The sequence below is a fragment of the Rubrivivax sp. JA1026 genome (assembly GCF_011065555.1).
In the GTDB taxonomy this organism is placed as follows: Bacteria; Pseudomonadota; Gammaproteobacteria; order Burkholderiales; family Burkholderiaceae_C; genus Rubrivivax; species Rubrivivax benzoatilyticus.
This window is the reverse complement of record NZ_JAALCQ010000001.1, coordinates 597,504-622,572: the sequence shown is the minus strand read 5'-3', so window position 1 is coordinate 622,572 and position 25,069 is coordinate 597,504. Positions and strand designations below refer to the sequence as shown.

The 25,069-nt window shown below is 72.0% G+C and carries 18 protein-coding genes; 11 read left to right on the top strand and 7 right to left on the bottom strand.

Going from position 1 to position 25,069, the window contains the following annotated elements:
* Positions 1 to 146 precede the first annotated feature (146 nt).
* Complete coding sequence (locus G5B56_RS02825; RefSeq protein ID WP_009855968.1) at positions 147 to 764, top strand: UPF0149 family protein; 618 nt, start codon at positions 147 to 149, stop codon at positions 762 to 764.
* Between the two features lie 4 nt (positions 765 to 768).
* On the opposite strand, the gene G5B56_RS02820 is transcribed toward G5B56_RS02825, so the two are convergent.
* A complete protein-coding gene (locus G5B56_RS02820) occupies positions 769 to 3,450 on the bottom strand; it encodes a response regulator (protein WP_164962262.1) in 2,682 nt (893 codons plus the stop codon).
* An 83-nt stretch (positions 3,451 to 3,533) separates the two neighbouring features.
* On the opposite strand from G5B56_RS02820, the gene G5B56_RS02815 reads away from it, so the two are divergent.
* The gene (locus G5B56_RS02815; RefSeq protein WP_164962261.1) at positions 3,534 to 3,836 is read left to right on the top strand and encodes an ATPase with chaperone activity; all 303 of its coding nucleotides are present in this window, start codon (positions 3,534 to 3,536) and stop codon (positions 3,834 to 3,836) included.
* Between the two features lie 9 nt (positions 3,837 to 3,845).
* On the opposite strand, the gene glgA is transcribed toward G5B56_RS02815, so the two are convergent.
* Entirely contained in the window at positions 3,846 to 5,321 is a 1,476-nt protein-coding gene (gene glgA, locus G5B56_RS02810; protein WP_164962368.1) for a glycogen synthase GlgA, read from the bottom strand.
* An 11-nt stretch (positions 5,322 to 5,332) separates the two neighbouring features.
* A complete protein-coding gene (gene glgC / locus G5B56_RS02805) occupies positions 5,333 to 6,598 on the bottom strand; it encodes a glucose-1-phosphate adenylyltransferase (RefSeq protein ID WP_009855972.1) in 1,266 nt (421 codons plus the stop codon).
* A 345-nt stretch (positions 6,599 to 6,943) separates the two neighbouring features.
* On the opposite strand from glgC, the gene G5B56_RS02800 reads away from it, so the two are divergent.
* The 4 genes from G5B56_RS02800 to malQ all read left to right on the top strand — a co-directional run bounded on the left by G5B56_RS02800 (position 6,944) and on the right by malQ (position 15,190).
* The gene (locus tag G5B56_RS02800; protein WP_164962260.1) at positions 6,944 to 9,388 is read left to right on the top strand and encodes a glycogen/starch/alpha-glucan phosphorylase; all 2,445 of its coding nucleotides are present in this window, start codon (positions 6,944 to 6,946) and stop codon (positions 9,386 to 9,388) included.
* A 63-nt stretch (positions 9,389 to 9,451) separates the two neighbouring features.
* The gene (gene glgB, locus G5B56_RS02795) at positions 9,452 to 11,623 is read left to right on the top strand and encodes a 1,4-alpha-glucan branching protein GlgB (RefSeq protein WP_164962259.1); all 2,172 of its coding nucleotides are present in this window, start codon (positions 9,452 to 9,454) and stop codon (positions 11,621 to 11,623) included.
* Entirely contained in the window at positions 11,611 to 13,677 is a 2,067-nt protein-coding gene (glgX, locus tag G5B56_RS02790; RefSeq protein WP_009855975.1) for a glycogen debranching protein GlgX, read from the top strand. Before glgB ends, glgX begins: the two co-directional genes overlap by 13 nt.
* A 13-nt stretch (positions 13,678 to 13,690) precedes the next feature.
* Positions 13,691 to 15,190: a 4-alpha-glucanotransferase gene (malQ, locus tag G5B56_RS02785; protein WP_009855976.1), complete on the top strand. Its 1,500-nt coding sequence runs from the start codon at positions 13,691 to 13,693 to the stop codon at positions 15,188 to 15,190.
* A 63-nt stretch (positions 15,191 to 15,253) separates the two neighbouring features.
* Here malQ and G5B56_RS02780 read toward each other — a convergent pair whose 3' ends face one another.
* The 3 genes from G5B56_RS02780 to G5B56_RS02770 all read right to left on the bottom strand — a co-directional run bounded on the left by G5B56_RS02780 (position 15,254) and on the right by G5B56_RS02770 (position 18,487).
* On the bottom strand, positions 15,254 to 16,396 hold the full coding sequence (locus G5B56_RS02780) for a branched-chain amino acid ABC transporter substrate-binding protein (protein ID WP_009855977.1): 1,143 nt from the start codon (positions 16,394 to 16,396) through the stop codon (positions 15,254 to 15,256).
* Positions 16,397 to 16,568: 172 nt separating this feature from the next.
* On the bottom strand, positions 16,569 to 17,003 hold the full coding sequence (locus G5B56_RS02775) for a DNA polymerase III subunit chi (RefSeq protein WP_009855978.1): 435 nt from the start codon (positions 17,001 to 17,003) through the stop codon (positions 16,569 to 16,571).
* A 14-nt stretch (positions 17,004 to 17,017) separates the two neighbouring features.
* A complete protein-coding gene (locus G5B56_RS02770; RefSeq protein WP_164962258.1) occupies positions 17,018 to 18,487 on the bottom strand; it encodes a leucyl aminopeptidase in 1,470 nt (489 codons plus the stop codon).
* Positions 18,488 to 18,514: 27 nt separating this feature from the next.
* Here G5B56_RS02770 and lptF point away from each other — a divergent pair, with 27 nt between their 5' ends.
* The 5 genes from lptF to G5B56_RS02745 are packed head-to-tail and all read left to right on the top strand — an operon-like array spanning position 18,515 to position 23,208.
* A complete protein-coding gene (gene lptF, locus G5B56_RS02765) occupies positions 18,515 to 19,609 on the top strand; it encodes an LPS export ABC transporter permease LptF (protein WP_029718308.1) in 1,095 nt (364 codons plus the stop codon).
* A complete protein-coding gene (lptG, locus tag G5B56_RS02760; RefSeq protein WP_009855981.1) occupies positions 19,606 to 20,718 on the top strand; it encodes an LPS export ABC transporter permease LptG in 1,113 nt (370 codons plus the stop codon). Before lptF ends, lptG begins: the two co-directional genes overlap by 4 nt.
* Positions 20,715 to 21,086 carry a sirohydrochlorin chelatase gene (locus G5B56_RS02755; protein WP_009855982.1) on the top strand — a complete coding sequence of 124 codons (372 nt, stop codon included), beginning with the start codon at positions 20,715 to 20,717 and terminating at the stop codon, positions 21,084 to 21,086. Before lptG ends, G5B56_RS02755 begins: the two co-directional genes overlap by 4 nt.
* 17 nt (positions 21,087 to 21,103) lie before the next feature.
* Positions 21,104 to 22,048 (top strand): CysB family HTH-type transcriptional regulator, encoded by a 945-nt coding sequence (locus G5B56_RS02750; protein ID WP_164962257.1) that lies wholly within the window; start codon positions 21,104 to 21,106, stop codon positions 22,046 to 22,048.
* Positions 22,048 to 23,208, top strand: a complete 1,161-nt coding sequence (locus G5B56_RS02745; protein WP_164962256.1) for a pyridoxal phosphate-dependent aminotransferase — start codon at positions 22,048 to 22,050, stop codon at positions 23,206 to 23,208. The genes G5B56_RS02750 and G5B56_RS02745 overlap by 1 nt, the downstream gene beginning before the upstream one ends.
* A 22-nt stretch (positions 23,209 to 23,230) precedes the next feature.
* On the opposite strand, the gene G5B56_RS02740 is transcribed toward G5B56_RS02745, so the two are convergent.
* On the bottom strand, positions 23,231 to 24,967 hold the full coding sequence (locus tag G5B56_RS02740; protein ID WP_164962255.1) for a hypothetical protein: 1,737 nt from the start codon (positions 24,965 to 24,967) through the stop codon (positions 23,231 to 23,233).
* Between the last annotated feature and the right edge of the window lie 102 nt (positions 24,968 to 25,069).

Below are 25,069 nucleotides of genomic sequence, written 5' to 3'. Positions count from 1 at the left end.
TGTGCTGCCGAAGCCCGCGTTTTGCCGTGCCGACGTCCGTTTGCCGGCACGCGGGCGTCGGGCGGGAACGACGCGTGCACCGTCCGGCGGCGACCGGCTTGATCGACAACGCCAAAAACCGCCCGCGTCATAGGACAATCCCTAGTGTGGACTATCCCGAATACGACCCTTCCCTGCAGACCACGCCGCTCGCCGACGAGGAGCTCGACGAGCTGGACGCGCTGCTGCAGGAACTCCCCGCCGACGAGGCGATGAACGTCGAGGCGCTCGACGGTTACCTGACGGCTCTGGCCGTCAGCCCCGGCAGCCTCGCACGGCTGCACACCCGCGAGTGGATGCCGGTGATCTGGGGCGGCGACGGCGACGGGCCCGCACCGTTTGCCAGCGGCAAGCGGCGCAAGCGCGTCGTCTTCCTCGTGCTGCGCCATCTGCACGCCATCGAGAGCGTGCTGAAGACGCGCCCTGACGACTGGCAGCCGGTGTTCAGCGTCGCCGAGACCGAAGACGGCGAGATCATCGACGCCGAAGACTGGTGCATCGGCTTCCTGGCCGCTGTCGGCCTGGACGCCGCGGCCTGGGAACCGCTGTTCGACGACCCGGCCTACGGCCCGGCGCTGGTGCCGCTGGCCCTGCTCGGCGGCGACGACGAGTCGCTGACGAGCGCCGATCGCGAACGGCTGCAGGACCCGCTGGAGCGCGACGAACTGTCGCGTGCGGTCGCCGACGTCGTGCCGCGCATCCCCGAGTTCGCCGCCGCCGTCTGACGGGTCAACCGCGCCCGGCCGCCTGGCGGCCGAGCCAGTGCAGCAGCACCGAGTACAGCTGCGCCGGGTCGACGGGCTTGGCGACGTGGTCGTCCATGCCGGCGTCCAGGCAGGCCTGGCGGTCCTCGCCGAAGGCGTTGGCCGTCATCGCGACGATCGGCGTCGCGGCGTGGGCCGGCAGCGCACGGATGCGGCGCGTGGCCTCCAGCCCGTCGACGCCGGGCATCTGCATGTCCATCAGGATCGCGGCGTAGTCGCCGGCCGCAGCGCAGGCCACCGCCGCCTCGCCGTCGTCGGCGACGTCGACGCACAGGCCGGCCATCTCCAGCAGCTCGCGGCCGACCTCCTGGTTCACCGGGTTGTCCTCGGCCAGCAGCACGCGCGCGCCGGCATGGCGCTGACGCAGTTCGGCCTCGCCGTCGACGGCCGGGCAGGCCGTGGCGACGACCGTCTCGCCGAGGCGCAGCCGCACGCTGAACGAGAAGCGGCTGCCCTCGCCGACGCGGCTGTCGACCGCGACGTCGCCGCCCATCAGCAGCGCCAGCCGGCGCGTGATCGCCAGCCCCAGGCCGGTGCCGCCGAAGCGCCGCGCCATCGTGGCGTCGGCCTGGGCGAAGGCGGTGAACAGCTGGCCGAGCTTGGCCGCCTCGATGCCGATGCCGGTGTCGGCCACCGTGAAGCCGAGCTGCAGCCACGGGCCCTCGCGCGCGAGCAGCCGCACCTGCAGCGACACGCCGCCCTGCTCGGTGAACTTGACGGCGTTGCTCAGCAGGTTGAGCAGCGCCTGCGCGATGCGCATCGAGTCGCCGAACAGCACGTCGGGCACGTCGTCGACATCGGACTCGAGCCGCAGCGCCTTGGTGCGCGCGCGCTCGGCCACCTGCTCGATGCAGCGGCTCACGAGTTCACGCAGCGAGAAGTCGTGCTCGTGCAGCTCGAGACGGCCGGCCTCGATCTTGGACAGGTCCAGGATGTCGTTGAGCACCGCCAGCAGGTGCTGGGCCGCGCCGTCCACACGCGCCAGGCGCTCGGCGGTCACGGCGTCGGGCGCGTCGCGGCGCATCAGGTGGGTGAAGCCGAGGATGGCGTTCAGCGGCGTGCGGATCTCGTGGCTCATGTTGGCCAGGAAGGCGCTCTTGGCCTGGCTGGCGGCGTCGGCCTGCGCCCGCGCGGCCTCGAGCTCGGCGGTGCGGCTGGCCACCAGCATCTCGAGGTGGTGGCGGTGGCCGTCGAGTTCGCGCTCCAGCCGCCGCCGCTCGGTGATGTCCTCGCTGACGGCAACGAAGTGCGTGACGCGCCCCTCGGGCGAGCGCAGCGGCGTGACGACGGCCGACTCGACGTACTCGCTGCCGTCCTTGCGCCGGTTGACGAACTCGCCGCGCCAGGTCTCGCCGGCCTGCAGCGTGCGCCACAGCGAGGCCACCGTGTCGGCCGGCGTGCGCGCCGAGCGCAGGCGCTCGGGCGTGCTGCCCAGGATCTCCTCGCGCGAGTAGCCGGTCTGGTCGAGAAAGGCCTGGTTGACGTACTGGATGCGCGCCTCCGGGTCGGTGATGACGATGCTGCTGGAGGTCTGCTCGACGGCCAGCGAGAGCTCGCGCAGGCTGGCGGCGGCGGCCTCGGCACGGGCGCGAGCCGACACCGCCTCGTCCATCGACAGCTGGGTCTGCAGCTGGCTGCGGCGCAGCGCGTCCTCGGACAGGCGGCGGCGCTGCGCGGCGTCGTCGAGCTGGCGACGCACGGCGGCGATCTCGGCGACACCACTCTGCGCTTCGGGCGTGCCGGCCGGCGCGGCCAGCGAGGCGACGTCGCGGCCGAGCCGGCGCCCGGCGATGGTGCCGCCGAGCACGCCGATCAGCGTCGCACCGAGCACACCCGCGACCAGCGGCAGCGCCTCGGCAGCCACCGCGTCGTGCAGCACCTGCGGCGGGATGCGCACCACCGCCGTCCACGAGGCCCGCTCGAGCGCGGCGCTGCGCAGCCGGCCGTCTTCGCCGACGATCGGCTCGCCGCGCCGGGCGACGGCCTGGCCGGCGGCGTCGCGCAGCTCCAGCGACCAGCCCGGCGGCAGCAGCAGGCGTTCGAGCAAGGGCTGGAACTGGCTCGCCTCGATGGTGCTCAGCAGCAGGCGCGGACTGCGCCCCGGCTCGGGCGGCAGCGGCACCGCCACGCTGACGATCGGCACCCCGGCGATGGGCCCCACGAACAGGTTGCCGACCACCGGGCGACCCTCGCGCAGCGCGGCCTGCGCCGCGTCCAGCGCCGCCGGCCGCGGCAGCGGCGGCTGCTCGACGTCCTGCGGCAGGCGGCTGTTCATCGCCACCCGGCCGTCGGCGTCGACGAGCAGCACGTGGCTGCCGTAGCCGCGCGCGTAGCTCTCGCCCAGGCGGCGCATCTCGTCCAGAGACGCCGACGGATCGACACCCTGCGCCAGCATCATCAGCCCGGCCAGGCGCGACTCGAGCATCTGGTCGGCCAGCAGCGTCAGGCGGGCGACGATGCGTTCGGCCGCCTGCTGGCGCTGCTCGAGGCTGGACTGCACGCGGTAGAACGCGATCGCCGCGCCGAGCAGCAGCATCGGCCCGACGCACAGCCAGATCAGGCGGCGCAGGAAGACACGCAGCGGCAGCACCTGCCCGGCGGCCGGGGAGGCGTCGGGTGATGCGGCGTGGGCATGATCGCTCGACATGGGCGGCGTGTGCGGCCCATCATAGGCAGGGACGCCGCCGCGGGCGGCTCAGGCCCATCCCGAACCCGCCACCCCTCCCCCGAGTGAACGACGCCTTCGCCCTTCCCCCGTCCTTCGTCGCGCTGTACCTGCAGGAGGGCCGCACGCGGGCGGACCGGCCGCTGCGCGAGATCGCCGACCGCCACGAGCTCTGCGAGGACATGGCCCAGATGCTGGCCGAGCCGGCACGCACGCTGCCGCTGGCGCTGGGCATCACCGAGGCCGACGTGCTCGAGCGCATGCGCGCCGTCGCCGGCGCCGAGGACACCGGCCTGGCACCGGCCGAGGCCGGGTGGGTCGTGCGCCGGCTGGCCGAACTGCTGGGCTGGCCGGACCCGGGACCCTGAGCGCGCCGCTCAGCGCGCCCGGCCGTCGGCGCGCAGCGGCGCCAGGGCCTCGTCGTACAACGCGAGGTACTCGCGCGCCGGCCCTTCCCAGGAATGCTGCTGGGCCATCGCACGATCACGCAGCCGCGCCCACAGCACCGGCTGGCGCCGCGCCTCCAGCGCCCGCTGCACCGCCTGGGCGAAAGCCTGCGGGCTGGGCGCGTCGAAGACGAAGCCGGTGGCGCGGTCCTCGGCCACGGCCGCGGCGCTGGCGTCGACCACCGTGTCGGCCAGCCCGCCGACGCGGCGCACGATCGGCAGCGTGCCGTAGCGCAGGCCGTAGAGCTGGGTCAGCCCGCAGGGTTCGAAGCGCGACGGCACGGCGATCGCGTCGGCGCCGGCGATCAGCCGGTGCGCCCGCGCCTCGTCGTAGCCGGTGAAGACCTGCACCCGGCCCGGGGACTGGCCCTGCGCGGCGCGGAAAGCCGACTCCAGCGCCGCGTCGCCGGTGCCCTGGATCGCGAACTGCACGCCCTGGGCGAGCAGCTCGGGCAGCGCCGCGAGCACCAGGTCCAGCCCCTTCTGCGAGGTCAGGCGCGAGACGATGGCGACGACGAGCGCGGCGTCGTCGAGGTCCAGCCCGGCCTCGGCCTGCAGCGCGCGCCGGCAGGCGGCCTTGCCATCGGGGCGCGCGGCGTCGTAGACGGCGGCGATCGCCGGGTCGGTGGCCGGGTTCCAGACCGCGGTGTCGATGCCGTTGAGGATGCCGCGCACCTGCGCCGCGCGCGAGCGCACGACGCCGTCCAGGCCGCAGCCGAACTCGATCGTCGAGATCTCGCGGGCGTAGCTCGGGCTGACCGTGGTCACGCGGTCGGAGAACTTCAGCCCGGCCTTCATGAAGCTGAGCTGGCCGTGGTACTCCAGGCCGGCCGGCGACATCAGCCGCGAGGCCAGCCCCAGCGTCGCCCAGTCGTGCATCGGGAACAGGCCCTGGTAGGCCAGGTTGTGCACGGTGTAGACCGAGGCCGCCGGCGTCGCCGCGTGGTCGGCGATGTAGGCGCAGCTCATCGCGGCGTGCCAGTCGTGGGCGTGCACGACGTCGGGCGCCCAGTCCGGGTCGGCGTCGCCGGCGGCCAGGTGGGCGGCGATCCAGCCCAGCAGCGCGAAACGCTGCAGGTTGTCGGGCCACTCCTCGCCATGCGCGTTCTGGTACGGATTGCCGCCGCGCTTGTAGAGGTAAGGCGCCTCGACGACATAGACCACCAGCCCGTCGCCGGGCAGCCGCGCGCGCAGCAGGCGCACACGCAGCGCGCCAAAGCAGGCGCCGATATCGATGACGCAGCGCAGGCCGCTGACCTGGTCCAGGATCGCCGGCAGGCCCGGCAGCAGCAGGCGCACGTCCGCGCCCTGCTGCGCCTGGGCCACCGGCAGCGCGGCCACCACGTCGGCCAGCCCGCCGGTCTTGACCAGCGGGAACACCTCGGCTGCGACGTGCAGCACCTTCATCGCGGGGGTCGTCATTGCAGCGCGCGCAGCATCTCCCGCGTGACGAGCACGATGCCGGATTCGGTACGGTAGAAACGCGCCGCGTCGGCGGCCGGGTCCTCGCCGATGACCATGCCGTCGGGGATCACGCAGTCGCGGTCGACGACGACGCGCGTGACGCGCGCATGGCGCCCGATCTGCACGCCGGGCAGCAGCACCGCCCAGTTGACCGCGGCATACGAGTGCACACGCACCTGCGAGAACAGCACCGAGCGGTAGACCGCACCCGACACGATGCAACCGCCGGAGACCATCGACTCGATCGCCAGCCCGCGCCGGTCGTCCTGGTTGTGCACGAACTTCGCCGGCGGCAGCTGCGGCTGGTAGGTCCAGATCGGCCAGTTGGTGTCGTACAGGTTGAGCAGCGGGTCGGTGGCCGTGAGGTCGATGTTGGCGTCCCAGTAGGCGTCGATCGTGCCGACGTCGCGCCAGTACGGGCCGGTGCCGGCACGCGTGCCGACGCAGCTCAGCTCGAACGGGTGCGCCACGGCGACGCCGGCGCGCACCATCTTGGGGATGATGTCCTTGCCGAAGTCGTGGCTCGAGTTCGGGTCGGCCATGTCGCGCTCGAGCTCGCGGTACAGGAAGCGCGCGTTGAAGACGTAGATGCCCATGCTGGCCAGCGCCTTGTCGGGCTTGCCCGGCATCGGCGGCGGATCGGCCGGCTTCTCGACGAAGTCCAGGATGCGCCGGTTGTCGTCGACGTGCATGACGCCGAAGCCCACCGCCTCCATGCGCGGCACCTCGATGCAGCCGACGGTGCACTCGCGGCCCTGGGCGACGTGGTCGGCCAGCATCAGCGCGTAGTTCTGCTTGTAGACGTGGTCGCCGGCCAGCACCACGACGTAGTCCGCCTTGTAGGCCGCCAGGATGTCCTGGTTCTGGTAGACGGCGTCGGCGGTGCCGCGGTACCAGCTCTCCTCGTCGACCCGCTGCTGCGCCGGCAGCAGGTCGACGAACTCGTTCATCTCGGACTTCAGGAAGGCCCAGCCGCGCTGCAGGTGGCGCAGCAGGCTGTGGCTCTTGTACTGGGTGATGACGCCGATGCGGCGGATGCCCGAGTTCAGGCAGTTGGACAGCGCGAAGTCGACGATCCGGAACTTGCCGCCGAAGTACACCGCGGGTTTGGCGCGGTTGTCGGTGAGGTTCTTCAGGCGGCTGCCGCGCCCCCCGGCAAGGACCAGCGCGATCGAACGTCGCGGAAGGTCGAAGCTGGAGGCGGGATCGATCGGTTTCATGGCTGTCTCCTGGCCGGTAGAACGTACGGTTGAAGCAACGGAATTACAGAATGGGGATGCGGCGGACGGCGGCACGTGGCCAACGCAGCACCGGGCCGGATCTTGTGGAGAGGAAGAGCGCAGGCGGCCAAGGCCCTGTCGGACCGACGTTTCGGCGCCTGGGCGTGGCTAGAATCGTTGTCGGACACCGAAAGCAGGCCGCCATTTTCTGTAGTTTTACTACATGAAGAGATCGGCAAGAGGCGTCGTGACCGACGCGCCCCCCGCACGCGGGGCGCGCACGGCACGGCGCGTGCATCGGTGCCCACCATCGGCCCCGTGTTCGCCCAACCGCTGCAGACCGCCATGAATACCTCGACTGCCGCCCCGACCGCCCCGGACCGTTTCGGAGCCCAGGTCGATCGCCACCTGCTTTCGACCGTCGGCGTCACGCCGGCCGATGCCTCGCACTCCGACATCATGCATGCGGTCGCGCAGGTGGCTCGTGAAGCATTGTCCCGCCGCTGGGTCGCCTCCGATGCGACCGATCGCAAAGCGCGTGCCCGCCGCGTCTGCTACCTGTCCATGGAGTTCCTGATCGGGCGCACGCTGGGCAACGCGCTGGCCGCGCTCGGCATGGAAGGCGAGGCCGCCGCCGCGGCGCGCCAGCACGCCGCGTCGTTCGAGGACGTGGCCGCGACCGAACTCGACGCCGCGCTCGGCAACGGCGGCCTCGGCCGGCTGGCGGCGTGTTTCCTGGACTCGATGGCCACGCTGGGCCTGCCCTCCTTCGGCTACGGCATCCGCTACGAATACGGCATGTTCGCCCAGGCCATCGCCGGCGGGCGTCAGGTCGAGCACCCGGACCCCTGGGTCGAGGACGGCACGCCGTGGGAGTTCCCGCGCCAGGCGGTGGCCTACCCGGTGCGTTTCGGCGGCTGGGTCGAGCACCCCGAGTCGCCGGCCGCGGCACCGGTGTGGCGCCACGCCGGCCAGGTCAGCGCCAAGGCCTACGACATGGTGATCCCCGGCCACGGCACCGATCGCGTCAGCACGCTCAGGCTGTGGAAGGCCGTGGCGCCGGCGCAGATCGACCTGCACGCCTTCAACAGCGGCGACTACCAGCGCGCCGCCGAGTACAAGAACCAGTTCGAGAACATCTCCTGGGTGCTCTACCCGAACGACAGCACGCCGGCCGGCCGCGAGCTGCGCCTGCGCCAGGAGTACTTCTTCACCAGCGCGTCGATCCAGGACATCGTCGCCCGCCACCTCGCCGAGCACGGCCGGCTGGACAACCTCGCCGAGCAGGTCGCGATCCACCTCAACGACACCCACCCGGCGATCGGCGTGGCCGAGCTGATGCGCCTGCTCGTCGACGAACAGCGCATGGCCTGGGCCGAGGCCTGGGCGATCACGCAGCAGGTCTTCAGCTACACCAACCACACGCTGATGCCCGAGGCGCTGGAGACCTGGCCGGTGTCGCTGATCCAGCACGTGCTGCCGCGCCACCTCGAGATCATCTTCCGCATCAACCACGACTTCCTCGTGATGGCGGCCGAGGCGCGCCCCGGCGACGACGCCTTCCTGCGCCGCCTGTCGCTGATCGACGAGGGCGGCGAACGCCGCGTGCGCATGGCCCACCTGGCGGTGGTCGGCAGCCACAAGGTCAACGGCGTCTCGGCGCTGCACTCGAAGCTGCTGGTCGAGACCATCTTCGCCGACTTCGCGCGGCTCTGGCCCGAACGTTTCATCAACATCACCAACGGCGTGACGCCGCGGCGCTGGCTGGCGCAGGCCAACCCGGGGCTGGCCGGGCTGCTGGACCGCACGATCGGCGACGGCTGGCGGCTGCACCTGGAGCAGTTGGCCAAGCTGGCGCCGCACGCCGAGGACAAGGCCTTCCGCCAGGAGTTCCTGGCCGTCAAGCGCGCCAACAAGGTCCGCCTGGCCGACCACATCCGCACCGCCACGCGCATCGTCGTCGACCCGGACAGCCTGTTCGACGTGCAGGTCAAGCGCATCCACGAGTACAAGCGCCAGCTGCTCAACGTGCTGCAGATCGTCGCGCGCTACCAGGCGATGCTGGCCGACCCCGACCGCGACTGGGTGCCGCGCACGGCGATCTTCGCCGGCAAGGCGGCGTCGAGCTACGCGATGGCCAAGAACATCATCCGGCTGATCAACGACGTCGGCGCGGTCGTCAACCACGACCCGCGGCTGCGCGGGCGGCTGAAGGTGGTGTTCGTGCCGAACTACGGCGTCTCGGTGGCCGAGGTCATCATGCCCGGCGCCGACGTCTCCGAGCAGATCTCCACCGCCGGCACCGAGGCCTCGGGCACCGGCAACATGAAGCTGGCGATGAACGGCGCGCTGACCGTCGGCACCGACGACGGCGCCAACATCGAGATCCGCGAGAACGTCGGCGACGACAACATCTTCATCTTCGGCCTGAAGACGCCCGAGGTGGAGGCCACGCGCGCCGCCGGCTACCAGCCGCTGCGCATCTACGAGGGCAACCCGAAGCTCAAGGCGGTGCTCGACGCGATCGCCGGCGGCGCCTTCTCGCCCGACGAGCCGGCGCGCTACCGCGGCCTCGTCGACTCGCTGCTGTGGGGCGGCGACCACTACCTGCTGCTCGCCGACTTCGACGCCTACTGCGAGGCGCAGGCACGGGTCGACACGCTGTACCGCGACCGCGATGCCTGGGCGCGCAAGGCGATCGCCAACGTCGCCGGGATGGGCACGTTCTCGTCAGACCGTACGATCGCCGAATACGCCCGGGAGGTCTGGAAGCTGCCGACCGACCGATAGACCGTCACCGAGGGGCGCGATGATCGCCCCGCTGCCCCGCCCGTCCGAGGAGAAAGCGTCTTGATGCTCGAGCCCCATGTCGTCGATCTGGTCTGCAGCGGGCGCCACGGCGATCCGTTCTCGGTGCTCGGGCCGCATGCCGACGAGGCGGGAACGACCTGGGTCCGGGCCTTCCTGCCGGGTGCGGCGGCGGTCGAGGCGCTGGGCGTCAAGGGCGGCAAACGCGGCAAGCTCGCGCTGCGCCACCCCGACGGCTTCTTTGAAGGCAAGCTGCGCAACGGCGGCCACTACCGCCTGGGCGTGACCTGGCATGACGGCAGCACCGCGGTCATCGAGGACCCGTACCGCTTCGGCGCCGTGCTCGGCGAGATGGACGTCTGGCTGCTCGGCGAAGGCTCGCACCTGCGGCCCTTCGAGGTGCTGGGAGCGACGCCGCGCACCTTCGACGGTGTCGACGGCACCGCGTTCGCGGTCTGGGCGCCCAACGCCGAGCGCGTCTCGGTCGTCGGCGACTTCAACTTCTGGGACGGCCGCCGCCACCCGATGCGGCTGCGGCGCGAGTGCGGCGTCTGGGAGCTGTTCCTGCCCGGCGTCGGCGCCGGCGCACGCTACAAGTTCGAGATCGTGTCGCGCTCGGGCGAGCGGCTGCCGCAGAAGGCCGACCCGTACGCACGCCAGTCCGAGCTGCGCCCGGCGACGGCCAGCGTCGTGTCCCCCATGCCGCTGCCGGTGGCGCCGTCGTCGCAGCGCCAGCACGCCAACGCACTCGACGCGCCGCTGTCGATCTACGAGGTCCATCTGGGCAGCTGGCGGCGCCGGCCCGAGGACGGCAACCGCTGGCTGAACTGGGACGAGCTCGCCGACGAGCTGATCGCCTACGCCCAGGACATGGGCTTCACGCACCTGGAACTGCTGCCGATCAGCGAACACCCGTTCGACGGCTCCTGGGGCTACCAGCCGCTCGGGATGTACGCGCCGACCTCGCGCTTCGGCGACGCCGCAGGCTTCCGCCGCTTCGTCGATCGCGCCCACGAGGCCGGCATCGGCGTGCTGCTGGACTGGGTGCCGGCGCACTTCCCCGGCGACTCCCACGGCCTGGCGCAGTTCGACGGCACCCACCTCTACGAGTACGCCGACCCGCGCGAAGGCTTCCACAACGACTGGAACTCGCTGATCTACAACTACGGCCGCACCGAGGTGCGCAACTTCCTCGTCGGCAGCGCCCTGTACTGGCTGGAGCGCTACGGCGTCGACGGCCTGCGTGTCGACGCGGTGGCCTCGATGCTCTACCGCGACTACAGCCGCAAGGCCGGCGAGTGGATTCCCAACGTGCACGGCGGGCGCGAGAACCTCGAGGCCATCGCCTTCGTCAGGCGCACCAACGAGGTCATCGGCAACGAGCGCGCGCAGGCGGTGACGATCGCCGAGGAGTCGACCGCCTTCCCGGCCGTCTCGCGGCCGACCTACGCCGGCGGCCTGGGCTTCCACTACAAGTGGAACATGGGCTGGATGCACGACACGCTGCAGTACATGTCGCGCGAGCCGGTGCACCGCCGCTTCCACCACGGCGAGATGACCTTCGGCCTGGTCTACGCCTTCCACGAGAACTTCATCCTGCCGCTCTCGCACGACGAGGTCGTGCACGGCAAGGGCTCGCTGCTGGGCAAGATGCCGGGCGACCGCTGGCAGAAGTTCGCCAACCTGCGCGCCTACTACGGTTTCATGTGGGGCCACCCGGGCAAGAAGCTGCTGTTCATGGGCGGCGAGTTCGCCCAGCAGGCCGAGTGGAACCACGACCAGAGCCTGGACTGGCACCTGCTGGCCGACGACCACCACGCCGGCATGCAGCGCCTGGTGCGCGACCTCAACCGCCTCTACCGCGGCAGCCCGGCGCTGTACACGCGCGACTTCAGCGGCGACGGCTTCGAGTGGATCTGCCACGACGCCGCCGACGAGAGCCTGCTGAGCTTCGTGCGCCGCGGCCGCGACGGCCAGCTGATGCTGGTCGTCAGCAACTTCACGCCGGTCGTGCGCCACGCCTACCGCGTCGGCGTGCCGGCCGCCGGGCGCTGGGTCGAACGGCTGAACACCGACTCCGGCTACTACGGCGGCGGCAACGTCGGCACGCCGTTCGGCGCCGCGGCCAGCGAGCCGCAGCCGTGGCAGGGCCGCGACCAGTCCATCGTGGTGACGATCCCGCCGCTGGCCACGGTGTTCTTCGAATGGACCGCCTGACCGGCATGCTCCAGGCCGGCCGCTCGTGGCCGCTGGGCGCGAGCTGGGACGGCCAGGGCGTCAACTTCGCCGTCTTCTCGGCGCACGCCAGCGCCGTCGAGCTGTGCCTGTTCGACGCCGAGGGGGCGCACGAGATCGCACGCGCGGCGCTGCCGGCGCAAAGCAGCGACATCTGGCACGGCTACCTGCCGGGCGCCAAGCCGGGGCTGATCTACGGCCTGCGTGTGCACGGCCCCTGGCGCCCCGAACGCGGCCACCGCTTCAACCCGCACAAGGTGCTGCTGGACCCCTGGGCGCGCGAGATCGTCGGCCGCTTCGACTGGAGCGGCCCGCACTTCGCCAACGACCTCGAGCACCCGGCCGACCTGGACCTGCAGGACAACGCGCGCCAGGCGCTGAAGGCGCGTGTCGTGCACGACCACTATGACTGGCACGGCGACCGCCACCCGCGCACGCCGCTGGCCGACACCGTGATCTACGAACTGCACGTCAAGGGCTTCACGCGGCGCATGCCCGGCGTGCCCGAGGCGGTGCGCGGCAGCTACGCCGGGCTGGCCTCGGACGCGGCGATCAGCCACCTGCGCCGGCTGGGCGTCACCGCGGTCGAGTTGCTGCCGGTGCACCAGCACCTGGACGAGCAGCGGCTGGTCGCCGGCGGGCTCAGCAACTACTGGGGCTACAACACCGTCGGCTTCTTCTGCCCCGAGCCGCGTTATGCCGCCACCGGCCACCCGCGCGACGAGTTCCGCACGATGGTGCGGCGGCTGCACGCCGCGGGCATCGAGGTCATCCTCGACGTCGTCTTCAACCACACCGCCGAGAGCGACGAACGCGGCCCGACGATCAGCTGGCGCGGGCTGGACAACGCCAGCTGGTACCGGTTGCCGGCCGAGCAACGCTCGGCCTACGAGAACATCACCGGCACCGGCAACGCGCTGGACCTGCGCCACCCGCGCGTGCTGCAGATGGTGCTCGACAGCCTGCGCTACTGGGTGCAGGAGATGCATGTCGACGGCTTCCGCTTCGACCTCGCGCCGGTGCTGGCGCGCGGCGACTGGGGTTTCGAGGCCTCGGGCGCCTTCTTCAAGACACTGGCCCAGGACCCGGTGCTCGCCGGCGCCAAGCTGATCGCCGAGCCCTGGGACATCGGCCCGGGCGGCTACCAGCTCGGCCACTTCCCGAGCGACTGGCTGGAGTGGAACGACCGCTTCCGCGACTGCACACGCGCCTTCTGGCTCGGCGGCGACTGCACGCGCGGCGAACTCGCGCTGCGCCTGGCCGGCTCGTCGGACATCTTCCAGGCGCGGCGGCGGCCGCCCGCCGAGTCGGTGAACTACGTCGTCTCGCACGACGGCTTCACGCTCGCCGACCTGGTGTCCTACGACTTCCGCCACAACGAGGCCAACCTCGAGGGCAACCGAGACGGCCACGGCCACAACCTCAGCTGGAACTGCGGCGTCGAGGGCCCGACCGACGACCCCGACGTGCTGCGCCTGCGCCAGCGGCTGCAGCGCGCGCTGCTGGCCACGGCGCTGCTGTCGCAGGGCACGCCGATGCTCGCCGCCGGCGACGAGCTCGGCCACACCCAGCACGGCAACAACAACCCCTACTGCCAGGACAACGAGACCACCTGGATCGACTGGAGCCGCGCCGACGAGTCGCTGATCGCCTTCACCGCCCACGTCATCGCGCTCAGGCGGCGCTACCTGCCGCTGGCCCAGCGCTGGTACACCGGGCTGCAGGACATGCGCGGCCGCCACGACCTCAGCTGGCTGCGCCGCGACGGCCAGGTGATGTCGCTGGCCGACTGGAACGACCGCGTCTCGCGTGTGCTCGGCGCCTACATCGGTGCGCCCGGGCGCACCGACTCGCCGCTGCTGCTGCTGGTCAACGCCGTCGACGCCGACACCGGTTTCCGGCTCCCGCCGGGCGACTGGCACGCCGAGCTCGACACCGCCGAGGCCGACGGCCGCAGCCACTGGCGCGGCGGCGACGTCGACTTCCCGCTGCGCGCACGCAGCCTCGTGCTGCTGCGCAACGCCGCGGCCACCTGACGCGGAGGACACCATGCGCCTGCCCCGATCCAGCGGCATCCTCCTGCACCCCACGTCGCTGCCCGGCCCGCACGGCTCGGGCGACCTGGGGCCGGCGGCCTATCACTTCGTCGACTGGCTCGCGGGTGCCGGCCAGCAGTTGTGGCAGGTGCTGCCGCTGGGCGGCATCGGCCCCGGCGACTCGCCGTACATGAGCCCGTCGGCCTTCGCCGGCAACGTGCTGCTGATCGACCTGGGCGAGTTGCACACCCAGGGCTGGCTGGATGCCGCCGACATCGAGGCGACCTCCGGCCTGTTCGCGACCCACGTCGACTACGGCCGCGTCGGGGCCTTCCGCATGGAGCGGCTGGCACGCGCCGCGGGGCGTTTCGCCGCGGCGGCCGGCGACGAGCAGCGCGAAGCCTTCGACGCCTTCTGCGAGTCGCAGCGCGCCTGGCTCGACGACTACGCGCTGTTCATGGCGCTGAGCGAGGCGCACCAGGGCGCCGACTGGTGCGACTGGGCCCCGGGCCTGGCGCTGCGCCGCCCCGGCGCGCTGTCTGCCGCACGGCGCACGCATGCCGAGCGCATCGGCTTCTGGCGCTTCTGCCAGTGGAGCTTCTTCCGCCAGTGGGCGCAGCTGCGCGCGTACGCCGCGCGCAAGGGCGTGAAGATCGTCGGCGACGCGCCGATCTTCATCGCCCACCACAGCGCCGACGTCTGGGCCCGGCCCGAGCTCTTCGAGCTCGACGCCGAAGGCCGGCCGACCGTCGTCGCCGGCGTGCCGCCGGACTTCTTCAGCGCCACCGGCCAGCGCTGGGGCAACCCGCTGTACCGCTGGAGCGCGCACGCCGCCGAAGGCTACGCGTGGTGGATCGAGCGCCTGCGGCGAACGCTCGAGCTCGTCGACATCGTGCGCATCGACCACTTCCGCGGTTTCGCGGCGCACTGGGAGATCCCGGCCGCGGAGCCGACGGCGGTCAACGGCCGCTGGGTGCCGGGGCCCGGCGCGGCGCTGTTCGAGGCCGTGCAGCAGGCGCTGGGCACGCTGCCGCTGCTGGCCGAGGACCTGGGCGTGATCACGCCCGACGTCGAGGCGCTGCGCCGGCGCTTCGAGCTGCCCGGCATGCTGATCCTGCAGTTCGCGTTCGGCGGCGACGCCGGCAACCGCTACCTGCCGCACCACCACGAACACGACGCCGTGGTCTACACCGGCACGCACGACAACGACACCGTCGCCGGCTGGTGGGCCGGCGCCTCGGACGCCGAGCGCCACTTCGCGCGCGGCTACTGCGGCGTCGACGGCCACGACATGCCGTGGACGCTGATCCGCGCCGCCAGCATGAGCGTCGCCGACACCGCGATCCACCCGATGCAGGACGTGCTCGGCCTGGGCAGTGAACACCGCATGAACCGCCCCGGCGCCCAGGAAGGCTGCTGGCGCTGGCGCTTCCAGTGGCACGACGTGCAGCCATGGCACGGGCGCCGGCTGCTGGAGTTCAGCCGCCTGTACGGGCGCCTGCCGGCCGCCTGAGGCGGCGCCAGCGCCACGAAAAAGGGCGCCCGAGGGCGCCCTTCGTGTCTGCGCGGAGAAGGCTCAGCGCACGACAGCGATCTGCTCGCGCTTGCCCGCCTTGTAGGTGTAGAGCGTCAGGGCGCCGTTCTTGATGTCGCCCTTCTCGTCGAAGGCGATCGTGCCGGTCACGCCTTCGTAGCCGGAGGTCTTGGCCAGCACCGGCAGGTACTTGGCCGGGTCGGCGGAGCCGGCCTTGATCATCGCGTCGGCCATCACCATCGTGGCGTCGTAGACGTACGGGGCGTAGATCTGGACGTCGGCGTTGAACTTCTTCTTGAAGTCGGCCTTGAACTTGTCGAGCTTGACCTTGCCCGAGCCGTCGACACCGCCGGCTTCGGCGCAGAAGACCTGGCTGTCGGCCATCGTGCCGGCGGCCAGCTTGGGCAGCTCGCCCGAGCAGATGCCGTCGCCGCCCATGAACTTGGCGGTGATGCCCAGCTGCTTCATCTGGCGCAGCATCGGGCCGGCCACGGCGTCCATGCCGCCGAAGAAGATGACGTCGGGCTTCTTGGCCTTCAGGCCGGTCAGGATGGCGGTGAAGTCGGTCGCCTTGTCGTTCGTGAACTCGCGGCCGACGACGTTGCCGCCGGCAGCCTTCACGCCCTTGGCGAACTCTTCGGCGACGCCCTGGCCGTAGGCGGTGCGGTCGTCGATGACGGCGATGTTCTTGCCCTTGAGTTCGGTGACGGCGTACTTGCCGAGCGTGCCGCCCAGGTGCACGTCGTCGGCGACGACGCGGAAGGTCGTCTTGTAGCCGTTACGCGTGTACTTCGGGTTGGTGGCCGACGGGCTGATCTGCGGAATGCCGGCGTCCGAGTAGATCTTCGAGGCCGGGATCGTGGTGCCCGAGTTCAGGTGGCCGATGACGCCGTTGACCTTGCTGTCGACGAGCTTCTGCGCCGCGGCGGTGCCTTGCTTCGGGTCGGCCGCATCGTCTTCGGCCAGCAGTTCCCACTTGACCTTCTTGCCGCCGATCGTCGCGCCCTTGGCGTTGAGCTCGTCGATGGCCATGCGGGCGCCGTTCTCGTTGTCCTTGCCCAGGTGCGCGATGCCACCGCTGGTCGGGCCGACGTGGCCGATCTTGACGACCACGTCCTGGGCGTACACCGCGCCGGTCATCAGGATGGCGGCCGCGCCGACGACCACATTGAGCTTGAATTGCATGCTGGAGAGCCTCCGGTGAAGGTTGTCGAATATCTCGACACTAAGGATGTAAGCGTTGGAACAATACTCGAAAAGCGCCTGCGGCCGACTCCGTGACAGCCCGCGGACGACAAGCGGCGTTTCAGTCCCGCCACAACGCAACAGCCGTGCCCTGTGAATACAGGGTAAATGCCTAGTTATTCGCTGCCGAATGGTGCGTCGGCGCCCATCCGTGCGCTTTCCAGGTGCGCCAGCGCTCCCGCGCTGCACCGGCTTCGTCCGGGCCGTCACCGACGATCTCGATGACGCGCGAAAAGCGTGCAGTCGAGGCCGGCACCTCGGCGCCCAGGTTGACGAGGATGTCGGGGGCCTGGTCGGGCGGTTCGCCGTCGACCAGCCAAATCGGCGTGCGCGCGGCCTGCGCCGTCCCGGCGTTGGCCGCGCTCACGCGCAGGTGGGGCACGAAGTCGCGTTCGTCGAAGGTCCACAGCGCGCGGTCCAGCGCCGCGAGCGTGGGCCCGGGCGCGGTGACGACGACACGCGCGCCCTGGCGGCAGGCCTTTCGCAGCAGCCGGCACGCGAAGCCCAGAGGCTCGGCGATGCCGGTGTGGAAGACGACCTCGGCCACGGCCCCGCGCCGGGTCAGCGCGCGGCGGCGCGCTGCAGCAGGAAGTGCGTCAGCAGCGGCACCGGGCGGCCGGTGGCGCCCTTGGCGGCGCCCGACTTCCAGGCCGTGCCGGCGATGTCCAGGTGCGCCCAGCGCTGGTTGGCGGTGAAGCGCTTGAGGAACATCGCCGCCGTGATCGAGCCACCGGCACGCGGGCCGACGTTGCCCATGTCGGCGAAGCTGCTCTTCAGGCCGTCGTCGTACTCCTCGTCCAGCGGCAGGCGCCAGGCCGGGTCGGCCGCGGCCTCGCCGGCGGCCAGCAGCTCGGCAGCGAGCGCGTCGTCCGGGCTGAAGAGGCCCGAGCGGTGGTGGCCCAGCGCGATGACGCAGGCGCCAGTCAGCGTCGCGACGTCGACGATGGCCGCGGGCTTGAAGCGCTCGGCGTAGGTCAGCGCGTCGCACAGGATCAGCCGGCCCTCGGCGTCGGTGTTGAGGATCTCGATCGTCTGGCCCGACAGGCTGGTGACGACGTCGCCCGGCTTCACGGCGCGGCCGCTGGGCAGGTTCTCGCAGGCCGGCACGATGGCCACGACGTTGAGCTTCAGGCCCAGCTCGGCGACGGCGCGCATCGTGCCCAGCACGCTGGCAGCGCCGCCCATGTCGAACTTCATCTCGTCCATCTCGGCCGACGGCTTGATCGAGATGCCGCCGGAGTCGAAGGTGATGCCCTTGCCGACCAGCACCACCGGCGCCTCGGTCTTGGCCGCGCCCTGCCAGCGCGCGACGATGAACATCAGCGGCTCGTCGGAGCCCTGGGCGACGGCCAGGAAGGCGCCCATGCCCAGCTTCTCGACGTCCTTGCGCTCGAGCACCTCGACCTTCAGGCCGTGTTCCTTGCCCAGCGACTTGGCAGTCTGCGCGAGGTAGGTCGGCGTGCAGTGGTTGCCCGGGCGGTTGGCGCACTCGCGCGCCAGCTCGACGCCGGCGGCAACGGCACGGCCGATGCGCAGGCCTTCGTCGACGGCAGCGGCTTCGGCCTTGGTGCAGACCAGCGTCACCGACGCCAGCTTGGGCGCGGCCGGCGCGCTGGGCTTGGTCGCGCGGTAGACGTACAGGGTGTCGGCGACGGCGGCGACGACGGCCTCGCCGTGCGCGGCCTCCAGCGCCTCGAAGCCGACCGTGGCGATCGCCAGGTCCTTCGTGCCGCCGCTCTTCAGCGCGGCGACGCCCGCGGCGACGGCCTTGCGCAGCGCCTTGGCGCTGGCGGTCTCGCCGGCGGCGACGACGGCCAGGCGGGCGGCCTTCAGGCCCGACACGCGGTGGGCATAGAACACATGACCCGGCTTGAACACGAAGTCACCGGCCTCGACCGCGCTCTCCAGCACCGCCGCGACAGCCTTGGGCAGTCCTTGCGGCAGCGACGCGCCGGCCAGCACGACCAGCAGCGCGTCGGCGCTCGTGGCGCCCCAGCCTGCCGAACCTGCAACCTGCGTCTTGAAGTCCATAATTACCCCCATTCAGAAGAGCCGCGGATGTTATTCGATTCAACTGTGCGTCGCGAGCTGGCGCGGACCTTCGGCGCCACCCTCGTCGTGATCCTGACCATCGTGCTGACGATGTTCCTGATCCGCACGATCGGCCAGGCGGCCGGCGGCGTCGTCGCCCCGCAGGACGTCGTGCTGCTGCTGGGCTACGTCGCGCTGGGCCATCTGCCGACGATGCTCGCGCTGTCGCTGTTCGTCGCCGTCGTCGTGACGCTCGGGCGCATGTACCGCGACAGCGAGATGGTGATCTGGTTCGCCGGCGGCATCGGCCTGTCGCGCTTCGTGCGGCCGGTGCTGCGCACGAGCTGGCCGGTGCTGCTGGTCATCGCCGCGCTGCTGCTCTTCGTCTGGCCCTGGGGCAACCGCAACAGCCTCGAGCTGCGCCAGCGCTACGAGCAGCGCTCGGACCTGTCGCGCGTGACGCCCGGCGTCTTCCAGACCTCCAGCGACGGCAGCCGCGTCTTCTTCATCGAGCGCGACACGCGCGAAGGCGCCGACGCGCGCAACGTCTTCATCGTCGCCCAGACCGGCGAGACCGAGAGCGTCACCTCGGCGCGCAGCGGCCGGCTCGAACGCGACGGCGACGACCGCTTCGTCGTGCTCGAGCGCGGCCAGCGCAACGACGTCGACCTGAAGACCGGCGAGAAGGCGCAGTCGAGCTTCGAGACCTACCGCGTCCTGGCCGACGAGAAGCGTGCCCGCGAAGCCGAGCGCCAGCCGCCGAAGGCGATGGACACGCTGGACCTGCTGCAGGACCCGACCCGCCCCAACCAGGGCGAGCTGACCTGGCGCTTCGGCCTGCTGACCGGCGCCGGCAACATGCTGCTGCTGGGCATCGGCCTGGCGGCGACGAACCCGCGGCGCGCGAGCAACTGGAACCTGCTGCTGGCGCTGCTCGGCTTCGTCGTCTACTTCAACCTCATCAACCTGTCCCAGGCCTGGGTGGCCAGCGGCCGCCTGGGCATGGGCGCGGCGCTGGCCGTCGTGCACGGCAGCGCCTTCGCGATCGCGCTGGGCTTGCTGTGGTGGCGCGACCATGCCGCCGTGTTCGCCTGGGGACGCCGCCGGGGAGCCCAGGCATGAGAACCGTCCGCCGCCTGCTCTACCGCGACATCGTCGCCTCGGTGGTCTTCGTCGCGCTGGCCTTCCTGTCGCTGTTCTTCTTCATCGACCTGGTCGAGAAGATGGGCAACGTCGGCCGCGCCGGGCGCACCACCGGCGTCGCGGTGATGTCCGCGCTGCTGGAGCTGCCCGGCCACTTCTACGAGCTGATGCCGATCGCGGTGCTGATCGGCACGATCTATTCGCTGGCGCGGCTGGCTCAGTCCTCCGAGTTCACGATCCTGCGCACCGGCGGCCTGGGGCCGGGCCGGGCGCTGTCGCTGTTGGCGGTGCTGGGCGTCGTCTTCGGCGCCATCACCTTCGCCGTCGGCGACTACGTCGTGCCGGTGGCCGAGCGCAAGGCCGTGGCCGTCAAGGCCCTGGCCGCCGGCGGCATGCGCGTCGGGCGCACCGGCGCCTGGCTGAAGGAGAAGCGCATGACGCCCGAGGGCGAGCGCAGCTACTCGGTCAACCTCGCCGGCACGACGCCCGACGGGCGCCTGAGCGGCATCCGCATCTTCGAGTTCGACGCCGACGGACGGCTGTCGGTGCGCATCGCGGCAAAGACCGGCACCGTCGCCGCCGACGGCACCTGGACGCTGTCGGAGGCCGAGGTCACGCGCTGGCCCGACGTGCGCCTGCGCGAGCCTGCCGGCGTCGTCGAGCAGCGCCTGCCCGAGCTGCGCTGGGCCAGCACGCTGACGCCCGAGGTCGTCGCCGCCGCGGTCATGCCGCGCGAGACCATGACCACCGCCGACCTGTGGCGCTACAGCGTGCACCTGTCGGACCAGGCGCAGGCCACGCAGAGCTACGAGATCCTGTTCTGGAAGAAGGCGCTGTACCCGCTGGCCTGCCTGGTGATGACGGCGCTGGCCCTGCCCTTCGCCTACCTGCACGCACGCGCCGGCAGCGTCAGCCTGAAGGTCTTTGGCGGCATCATGCTGGGCATCAGCTTCGTGCTGCTGAACAACCTCGCCGGCCACGTCGGGCTGCTGCGCGACTGGACCCCCTGGATCGCCGCGGCCACGCCCAGCCTGCTGTACCTGCTGATGTCGCTGGCCGCCTTCACCTGGCTGGTGCGCTACCGATGAGCCGCGGCCTGATCCTCTTCGCCCACGGTGCACGCGACCCGCGCTGGGCCGAGCCTTTCGAGGCCGTCGCCGCCCAGGTGCGCGCCGCGCGCCCCGGTGTCGCGGTGCGTCTGGCCTTCCTGGAGTTCATGGCGCCGGACCTGGCGAGCGCCGGCGACGAGCTGGCCGCCGCGGGCTGCACCGAGGTCGCCGTCGTGCCGCTGTTCCTGGGCGCCGGCGGCCATGTGCGCCGCGACGTGCCGGGCCTGCTGCAGGCCCTGGCCGAACGCCACCCGGGCACACGCTTCACGCTGCAGCCGGCCGTCGGCGAAGCGCCGGAAGTCGTCGCCGCGATGGCCGCGGCAGCCGCGCGTGCGCTCGGCACCTGACCCATGACGAGGCCTGGATGAACCTGCACCAGTTCCGATTCGTCCAGGAGGCGGTGCGCCGCAACCTGAACCTCACCGAGACCGCCAAGGCGCTGTTCACCTCGCAGCCCGGCATCAGCAAGGCGATCCTCGAACTCGAGGAGGAGCTCGGCGTCGACATCTTCGCCCGCCACGGCAAGCGCCTGCGCCGCGTCACCGAGCCCGGCCAGGAGGTGCTGAAGTCGATCGAGATCATCATGCGCGAGGTCAGCAACCTCAAGCGCATCGGCGAGCAGTTCTCCAAGCAGGACGCGGGCACGCTGTCGATCGCGACGACGCACACCCAGGCGCGCTACTTCCTGCCCGGGCCGGTGGCCCAGCTGCGCAAGCGTTTCCCCAAGGTGCAGGTCGTGCTGCACCAGGGCATGCCCGAGCAGGTGGCGCGCATGCTGCTGGACGACGTCGCCGAGATCGGCCTGGCGACCGAGGCGCTGTCCCACTACGACGACCTCGTCACCCTGCCCTGCTACGAATGGCAGCACGTGATGGTGGTGCCGCCGGATCACCCGCTGGCCAGCGTGGAGCGCATCACGCTGGAGCAGCTGGCCGCCGAGCCGCTGGTGCTCTACCACGCCACCGTCTCGGGCCGCACGCGCATCGACCAGGCCTTCGCACGCGCCCGGCTCAAGCCTTCGGTGGCGCTGGAGGCGATCGACTCCGACGTCATCAAGACCTACGTGCGCCTCGGGCTGGGTGTCGGCATCGTCGCCGAGACCGCGGTGCGCGAAGACCCGCCCGGCGGCGACCTCGTCTGGCGCCCGCTGGGCCAGCTCTTCGGCGCCAACGTCACGCGCGTGGCCTTCAAGCGCGGCGCCTACCTGCGCCACTTCGTCTACGCCTTCGCCGAACAGCTGTCCGACCGCCTGACCGCCTCGCTGGTGCAGCGCGCGATGGCCGGCGAAGGCAGCGACTACGACCTCTGATGACCGCACCCCGCACCCCGCAGCTGCCCAGCCGCCTGCCCCACGTCGGCACGACGATCTTCAGCGTGATGTCGGCGCTGGCCGCCGAGTGCGGCGCCGTCAACCTCGGCCAGGGCTTCCCCGACTTCGACTGCGACCCGGCGCTGCTCGACCGCGTCAACGACGCGATGCGCGAGGGCCTGAACCAGTACCCGCCGATGGCCGGCGTGCCGGCGCTGCGCCAGGCCGTCGCGGCCAAGATCGCGGCGCTGTACGGCCGCGCCTACGACCCCGAGCGCGAGATCACCGTCACCGCCGGCGCCACCCAGGCCATCCTGACCGCGGTGCTGGCCTGCGTGCACCCGGGCGACGAGGTCGTCGTGCTCGAACCCTGCTACGACAGCTACGCGCCGAACATCGAGCTGGCCGGCGGCACCGTGGTGCGCGTGCCGCTGACGCCGGGCACCTTCCGCCCCGACTTCGCGCGCATCGCCGCGGCGATCGGGCCGCGCACCCGCGCGATCATCGTCAACACGCCGCACAACCCGGCGGCGGTGGTCTGGACCCGCGCCGAGATGCTGCGCCTGGCCGAGATCCTGGCGCCGACCGAGGTGCTGCTGATCGCCGACGAGGTCTACGAACACATGGTGTTCGACGGCGCCGAGCACGTCAGCGCCTCGGCTATCCCCGAGCTGGCGGCGCGCGCCTTCGTCGTCTCCAGCTTCGGCAAGACCTTCCACGTCACCGGCTGGAAGGTCGGCACTGTGGCGGCACCCGCGGCGCTGACGGCCGAGTTCCGCAAGGTGCACCAGTTCAACGTCTTCACGGTGAACACGCCGATGCAGCACGCGCTGGCGCGTTACCTCGCCGACCCGGCGCCCTACCTCGGCCTGGCGGCCTTCTACCAGCGCAAGCGCGACCTGTTCCGCGCCGGGCTGGCCGCCAGCCGGCTGAAGCTGCTGCCCTGCGAAGGCAGCTACTTCCAGAGCGTCGACTACTCGGCCGTGTCGGACCTGTCCGAAGCCGAGTTCTGCCGCTGGCTGACGCGCGAGGTCGGCGTCGCGGCGATCCCGATCTCGGCCTTCTACGACGGCGGCTTCGAGCAGCGCATCGCGCGGCTGTGCTTCGCCAAGCGCGACGACACGCTCGAACGCGCGCTCGAGCGGCTGGCGCGGCTCTAGGCCCGGCGCTGCGGGCGCCGGTTCAGTCGCTGCGTGGCGGAGCCGGGTCGACGCCCGGGCGCGCCGCAGCGTCGGGCTCGGCGTCCAGAACGCTGAGGTCCAGGTCCAGCGACGGCGGCGCCACCGGCTCGACGACGCCGGGATCGAAGACCGACTCGCGCTCCAGCGTCAGGTACGGGTGCGGCGACGTCGCGCCGAACTCGACCTGGTCGGTCTCGGCCAGCGGCAGCAGCAGGTCGACGGCACCGCTCTCGACCGCCTCGCGGTCCAGCAGGTCACGCGCCAGCGAGTACAGGAACAGCACCTCGCGGTAGGCCGGCAGCTCGAACAGGTCGCCACGCGACTTGCGGAACAGCAGCGCCTCGAGCTCGGCCATCGCGTCCACCGGACGCGGCCAGACCTGCTGCAGGCGCGGCAGCACGCCGGGGTAGTCCTCGAGCGAACGGCCCTGCTGCAGGTCGGCGTCCCAGTCGGGCGCGTAGCCGTTGAAGCGGCGGTTGAAACGCTCGCGCGTGCGTTCGTAGGCCTCGCGCTCGCCACGGCGGCGGTAGATCTCCAGCAGCTTCAGGTAGGGCAGCGGGCTGCCGCCGCCGGTGTCGCGCAGGTGCTCCACCAGCAGGTCGACGGCGGCCTCGTCCTGGCCGAGCACGATGAAGAACTCGGCCTGCTGCTCCAGGTCGAGCAGCTCCTCGATCGTCACGTCGCGCGGCGCGGCCTCGTCCAGGCGCGGCGCTGCCGCCTGCACCTGGGTGCGCTCGGGGTGGAACTCGTGGACCTCCGGGACCGGCGACGCCGGCAGCGGCGGCCGCGGCGCCGGCGTGGCGACCGGCGGCGGCATCTGGATCTCGCTGGTCATCAGCGGCAGCTGCGAGGTCGGCGTCGGCGGGCGCGGCGGCGCCTCGGCCGCGGCGGCCCGGCGCCAGGCGCGCTCGCGCTCCTGCTGCAGCGCACGCAGCCGCCACCACAGGCCGCCGGCCAGCGCCAGCAGCGCCGCGATGGCCAGCAGCAGCGGCAGCCGCCAGTGGTCCTCGCGCGCGGCAGCGAGCTCGCGCCGCAGTTCGGCGACGAGCTTGCGGCTCTGTTCGGCCTCGCTGCGCAGTTGGCCGACCGTCTGTTCCATCGCCGCCAGGCGGACCTCGGCGGCGGACGCCGCGGCGGTGGCCGCCTCGGCGGCACTGGCGGCGCGGGCGACTGCCTCGATGGCGTCCTGGACCGCGCTGGCCGCCGCGGCCGTGGCCTGGGCACGCGCCGGCACGGGCTCGACCGGGTCGAGCCTCAGGCGCGGAGCGGCGGCCGCGGCACGCGGTGCGGCCGGCCGGCGCGGCTGCGCCTCGGCGGCCGGCGCCGGGCGGCGCGTCGTGCCGTCGGCGCGCGCGGCGGGCGCTCGCGCGGCAGGCGTCGCGTCGGCCCTCGCGGGCGGCAGCACCGCGGGCGCGGCCGGCGCAGACGCGGCGACCGGCGGCGCGAGCTCGACCGGCCGCGCCTGCGGCACCGCCGCGGCGATCGCCGTCGCGGCGACGGGCGGCGGGTCGGCGAACAGCACGAAACGGCGCGACAGCCGCGACGGGCAGCCGACGGCCAGCGTCACGGTGACCACCGGCTCGTCGATCGTCGTCTCGGTGAGCACGCGCATGCGCAGCGCGTCGGGGCCGGCCTCGGCCTGCACGCGCACCAGCGCCGCCGGCAGCACGCGGTCGCCGGAGATGACCTCGGCGCGCACGCACTCGGGGGCCAGCTCGTCGCCCGGGTCCAGCCGCATCGTCGCGGCAAAGGACAGGGGCCGGCCCAGGACCGCGCCCTGGTCGGCATGCGCCCACCCGAGCGCTGAGGCGCTCTGGGCTGCCGACAACAGGGCAGTGGC

Coding starts and splice junctions, on each gene's coding strand:
- glgA (WP_164962368.1), bottom strand. CDS start 5,321: ATGAAGGTGCTGCACGTCGCAGCCGAGGTGTTCCCGCTGGTCAAGACC.
- glgB (WP_164962259.1), top strand. CDS start 9,452: ATGCTCGAGCCCCATGTCGTCGATCTGGTCTGCAGCGGGCGCCACGGC.
- lptG (WP_009855981.1), top strand. CDS start 19,606: ATGAGAACCGTCCGCCGCCTGCTCTACCGCGACATCGTCGCCTCGGTG.
- malQ (WP_009855976.1), top strand. CDS start 13,691: ATGCGCCTGCCCCGATCCAGCGGCATCCTCCTGCACCCCACGTCGCTG.
- G5B56_RS02745 (WP_164962256.1), top strand. CDS start 22,048: ATGACCGCACCCCGCACCCCGCAGCTGCCCAGCCGCCTGCCCCACGTC.
- G5B56_RS02755 (WP_009855982.1), top strand. CDS start 20,715: ATGAGCCGCGGCCTGATCCTCTTCGCCCACGGTGCACGCGACCCGCGC.
- glgC (WP_009855972.1), bottom strand. CDS start 6,598: ATGAAACCGATCGATCCCGCCTCCAGCTTCGACCTTCCGCGACGTTCG.
- G5B56_RS02740 (WP_164962255.1), bottom strand. CDS start 24,967: ATGCGGCTGGACCCGGGCGACGAGCTGGCCCCCGAGTGCGTGCGCGCC.
- G5B56_RS02750 (WP_164962257.1), top strand. CDS start 21,104: ATGAACCTGCACCAGTTCCGATTCGTCCAGGAGGCGGTGCGCCGCAAC.
- G5B56_RS02820 (WP_164962262.1), bottom strand. CDS start 3,450: ATGTCGAGCGATCATGCCCACGCCGCATCACCCGACGCCTCCCCGGCC.
- G5B56_RS02800 (WP_164962260.1), top strand. CDS start 6,944: ATGAATACCTCGACTGCCGCCCCGACCGCCCCGGACCGTTTCGGAGCC.
- glgX (WP_009855975.1), top strand. CDS start 11,611: ATGGACCGCCTGACCGGCATGCTCCAGGCCGGCCGCTCGTGGCCGCTG.
- G5B56_RS02780 (WP_009855977.1), bottom strand. CDS start 16,396: ATGCAATTCAAGCTCAATGTGGTCGTCGGCGCGGCCGCCATCCTGATG.
- G5B56_RS02770 (WP_164962258.1), bottom strand. CDS start 18,487: ATGGACTTCAAGACGCAGGTTGCAGGTTCGGCAGGCTGGGGCGCCACG.
- lptF (WP_029718308.1), top strand. CDS start 18,515: ATGTTATTCGATTCAACTGTGCGTCGCGAGCTGGCGCGGACCTTCGGC.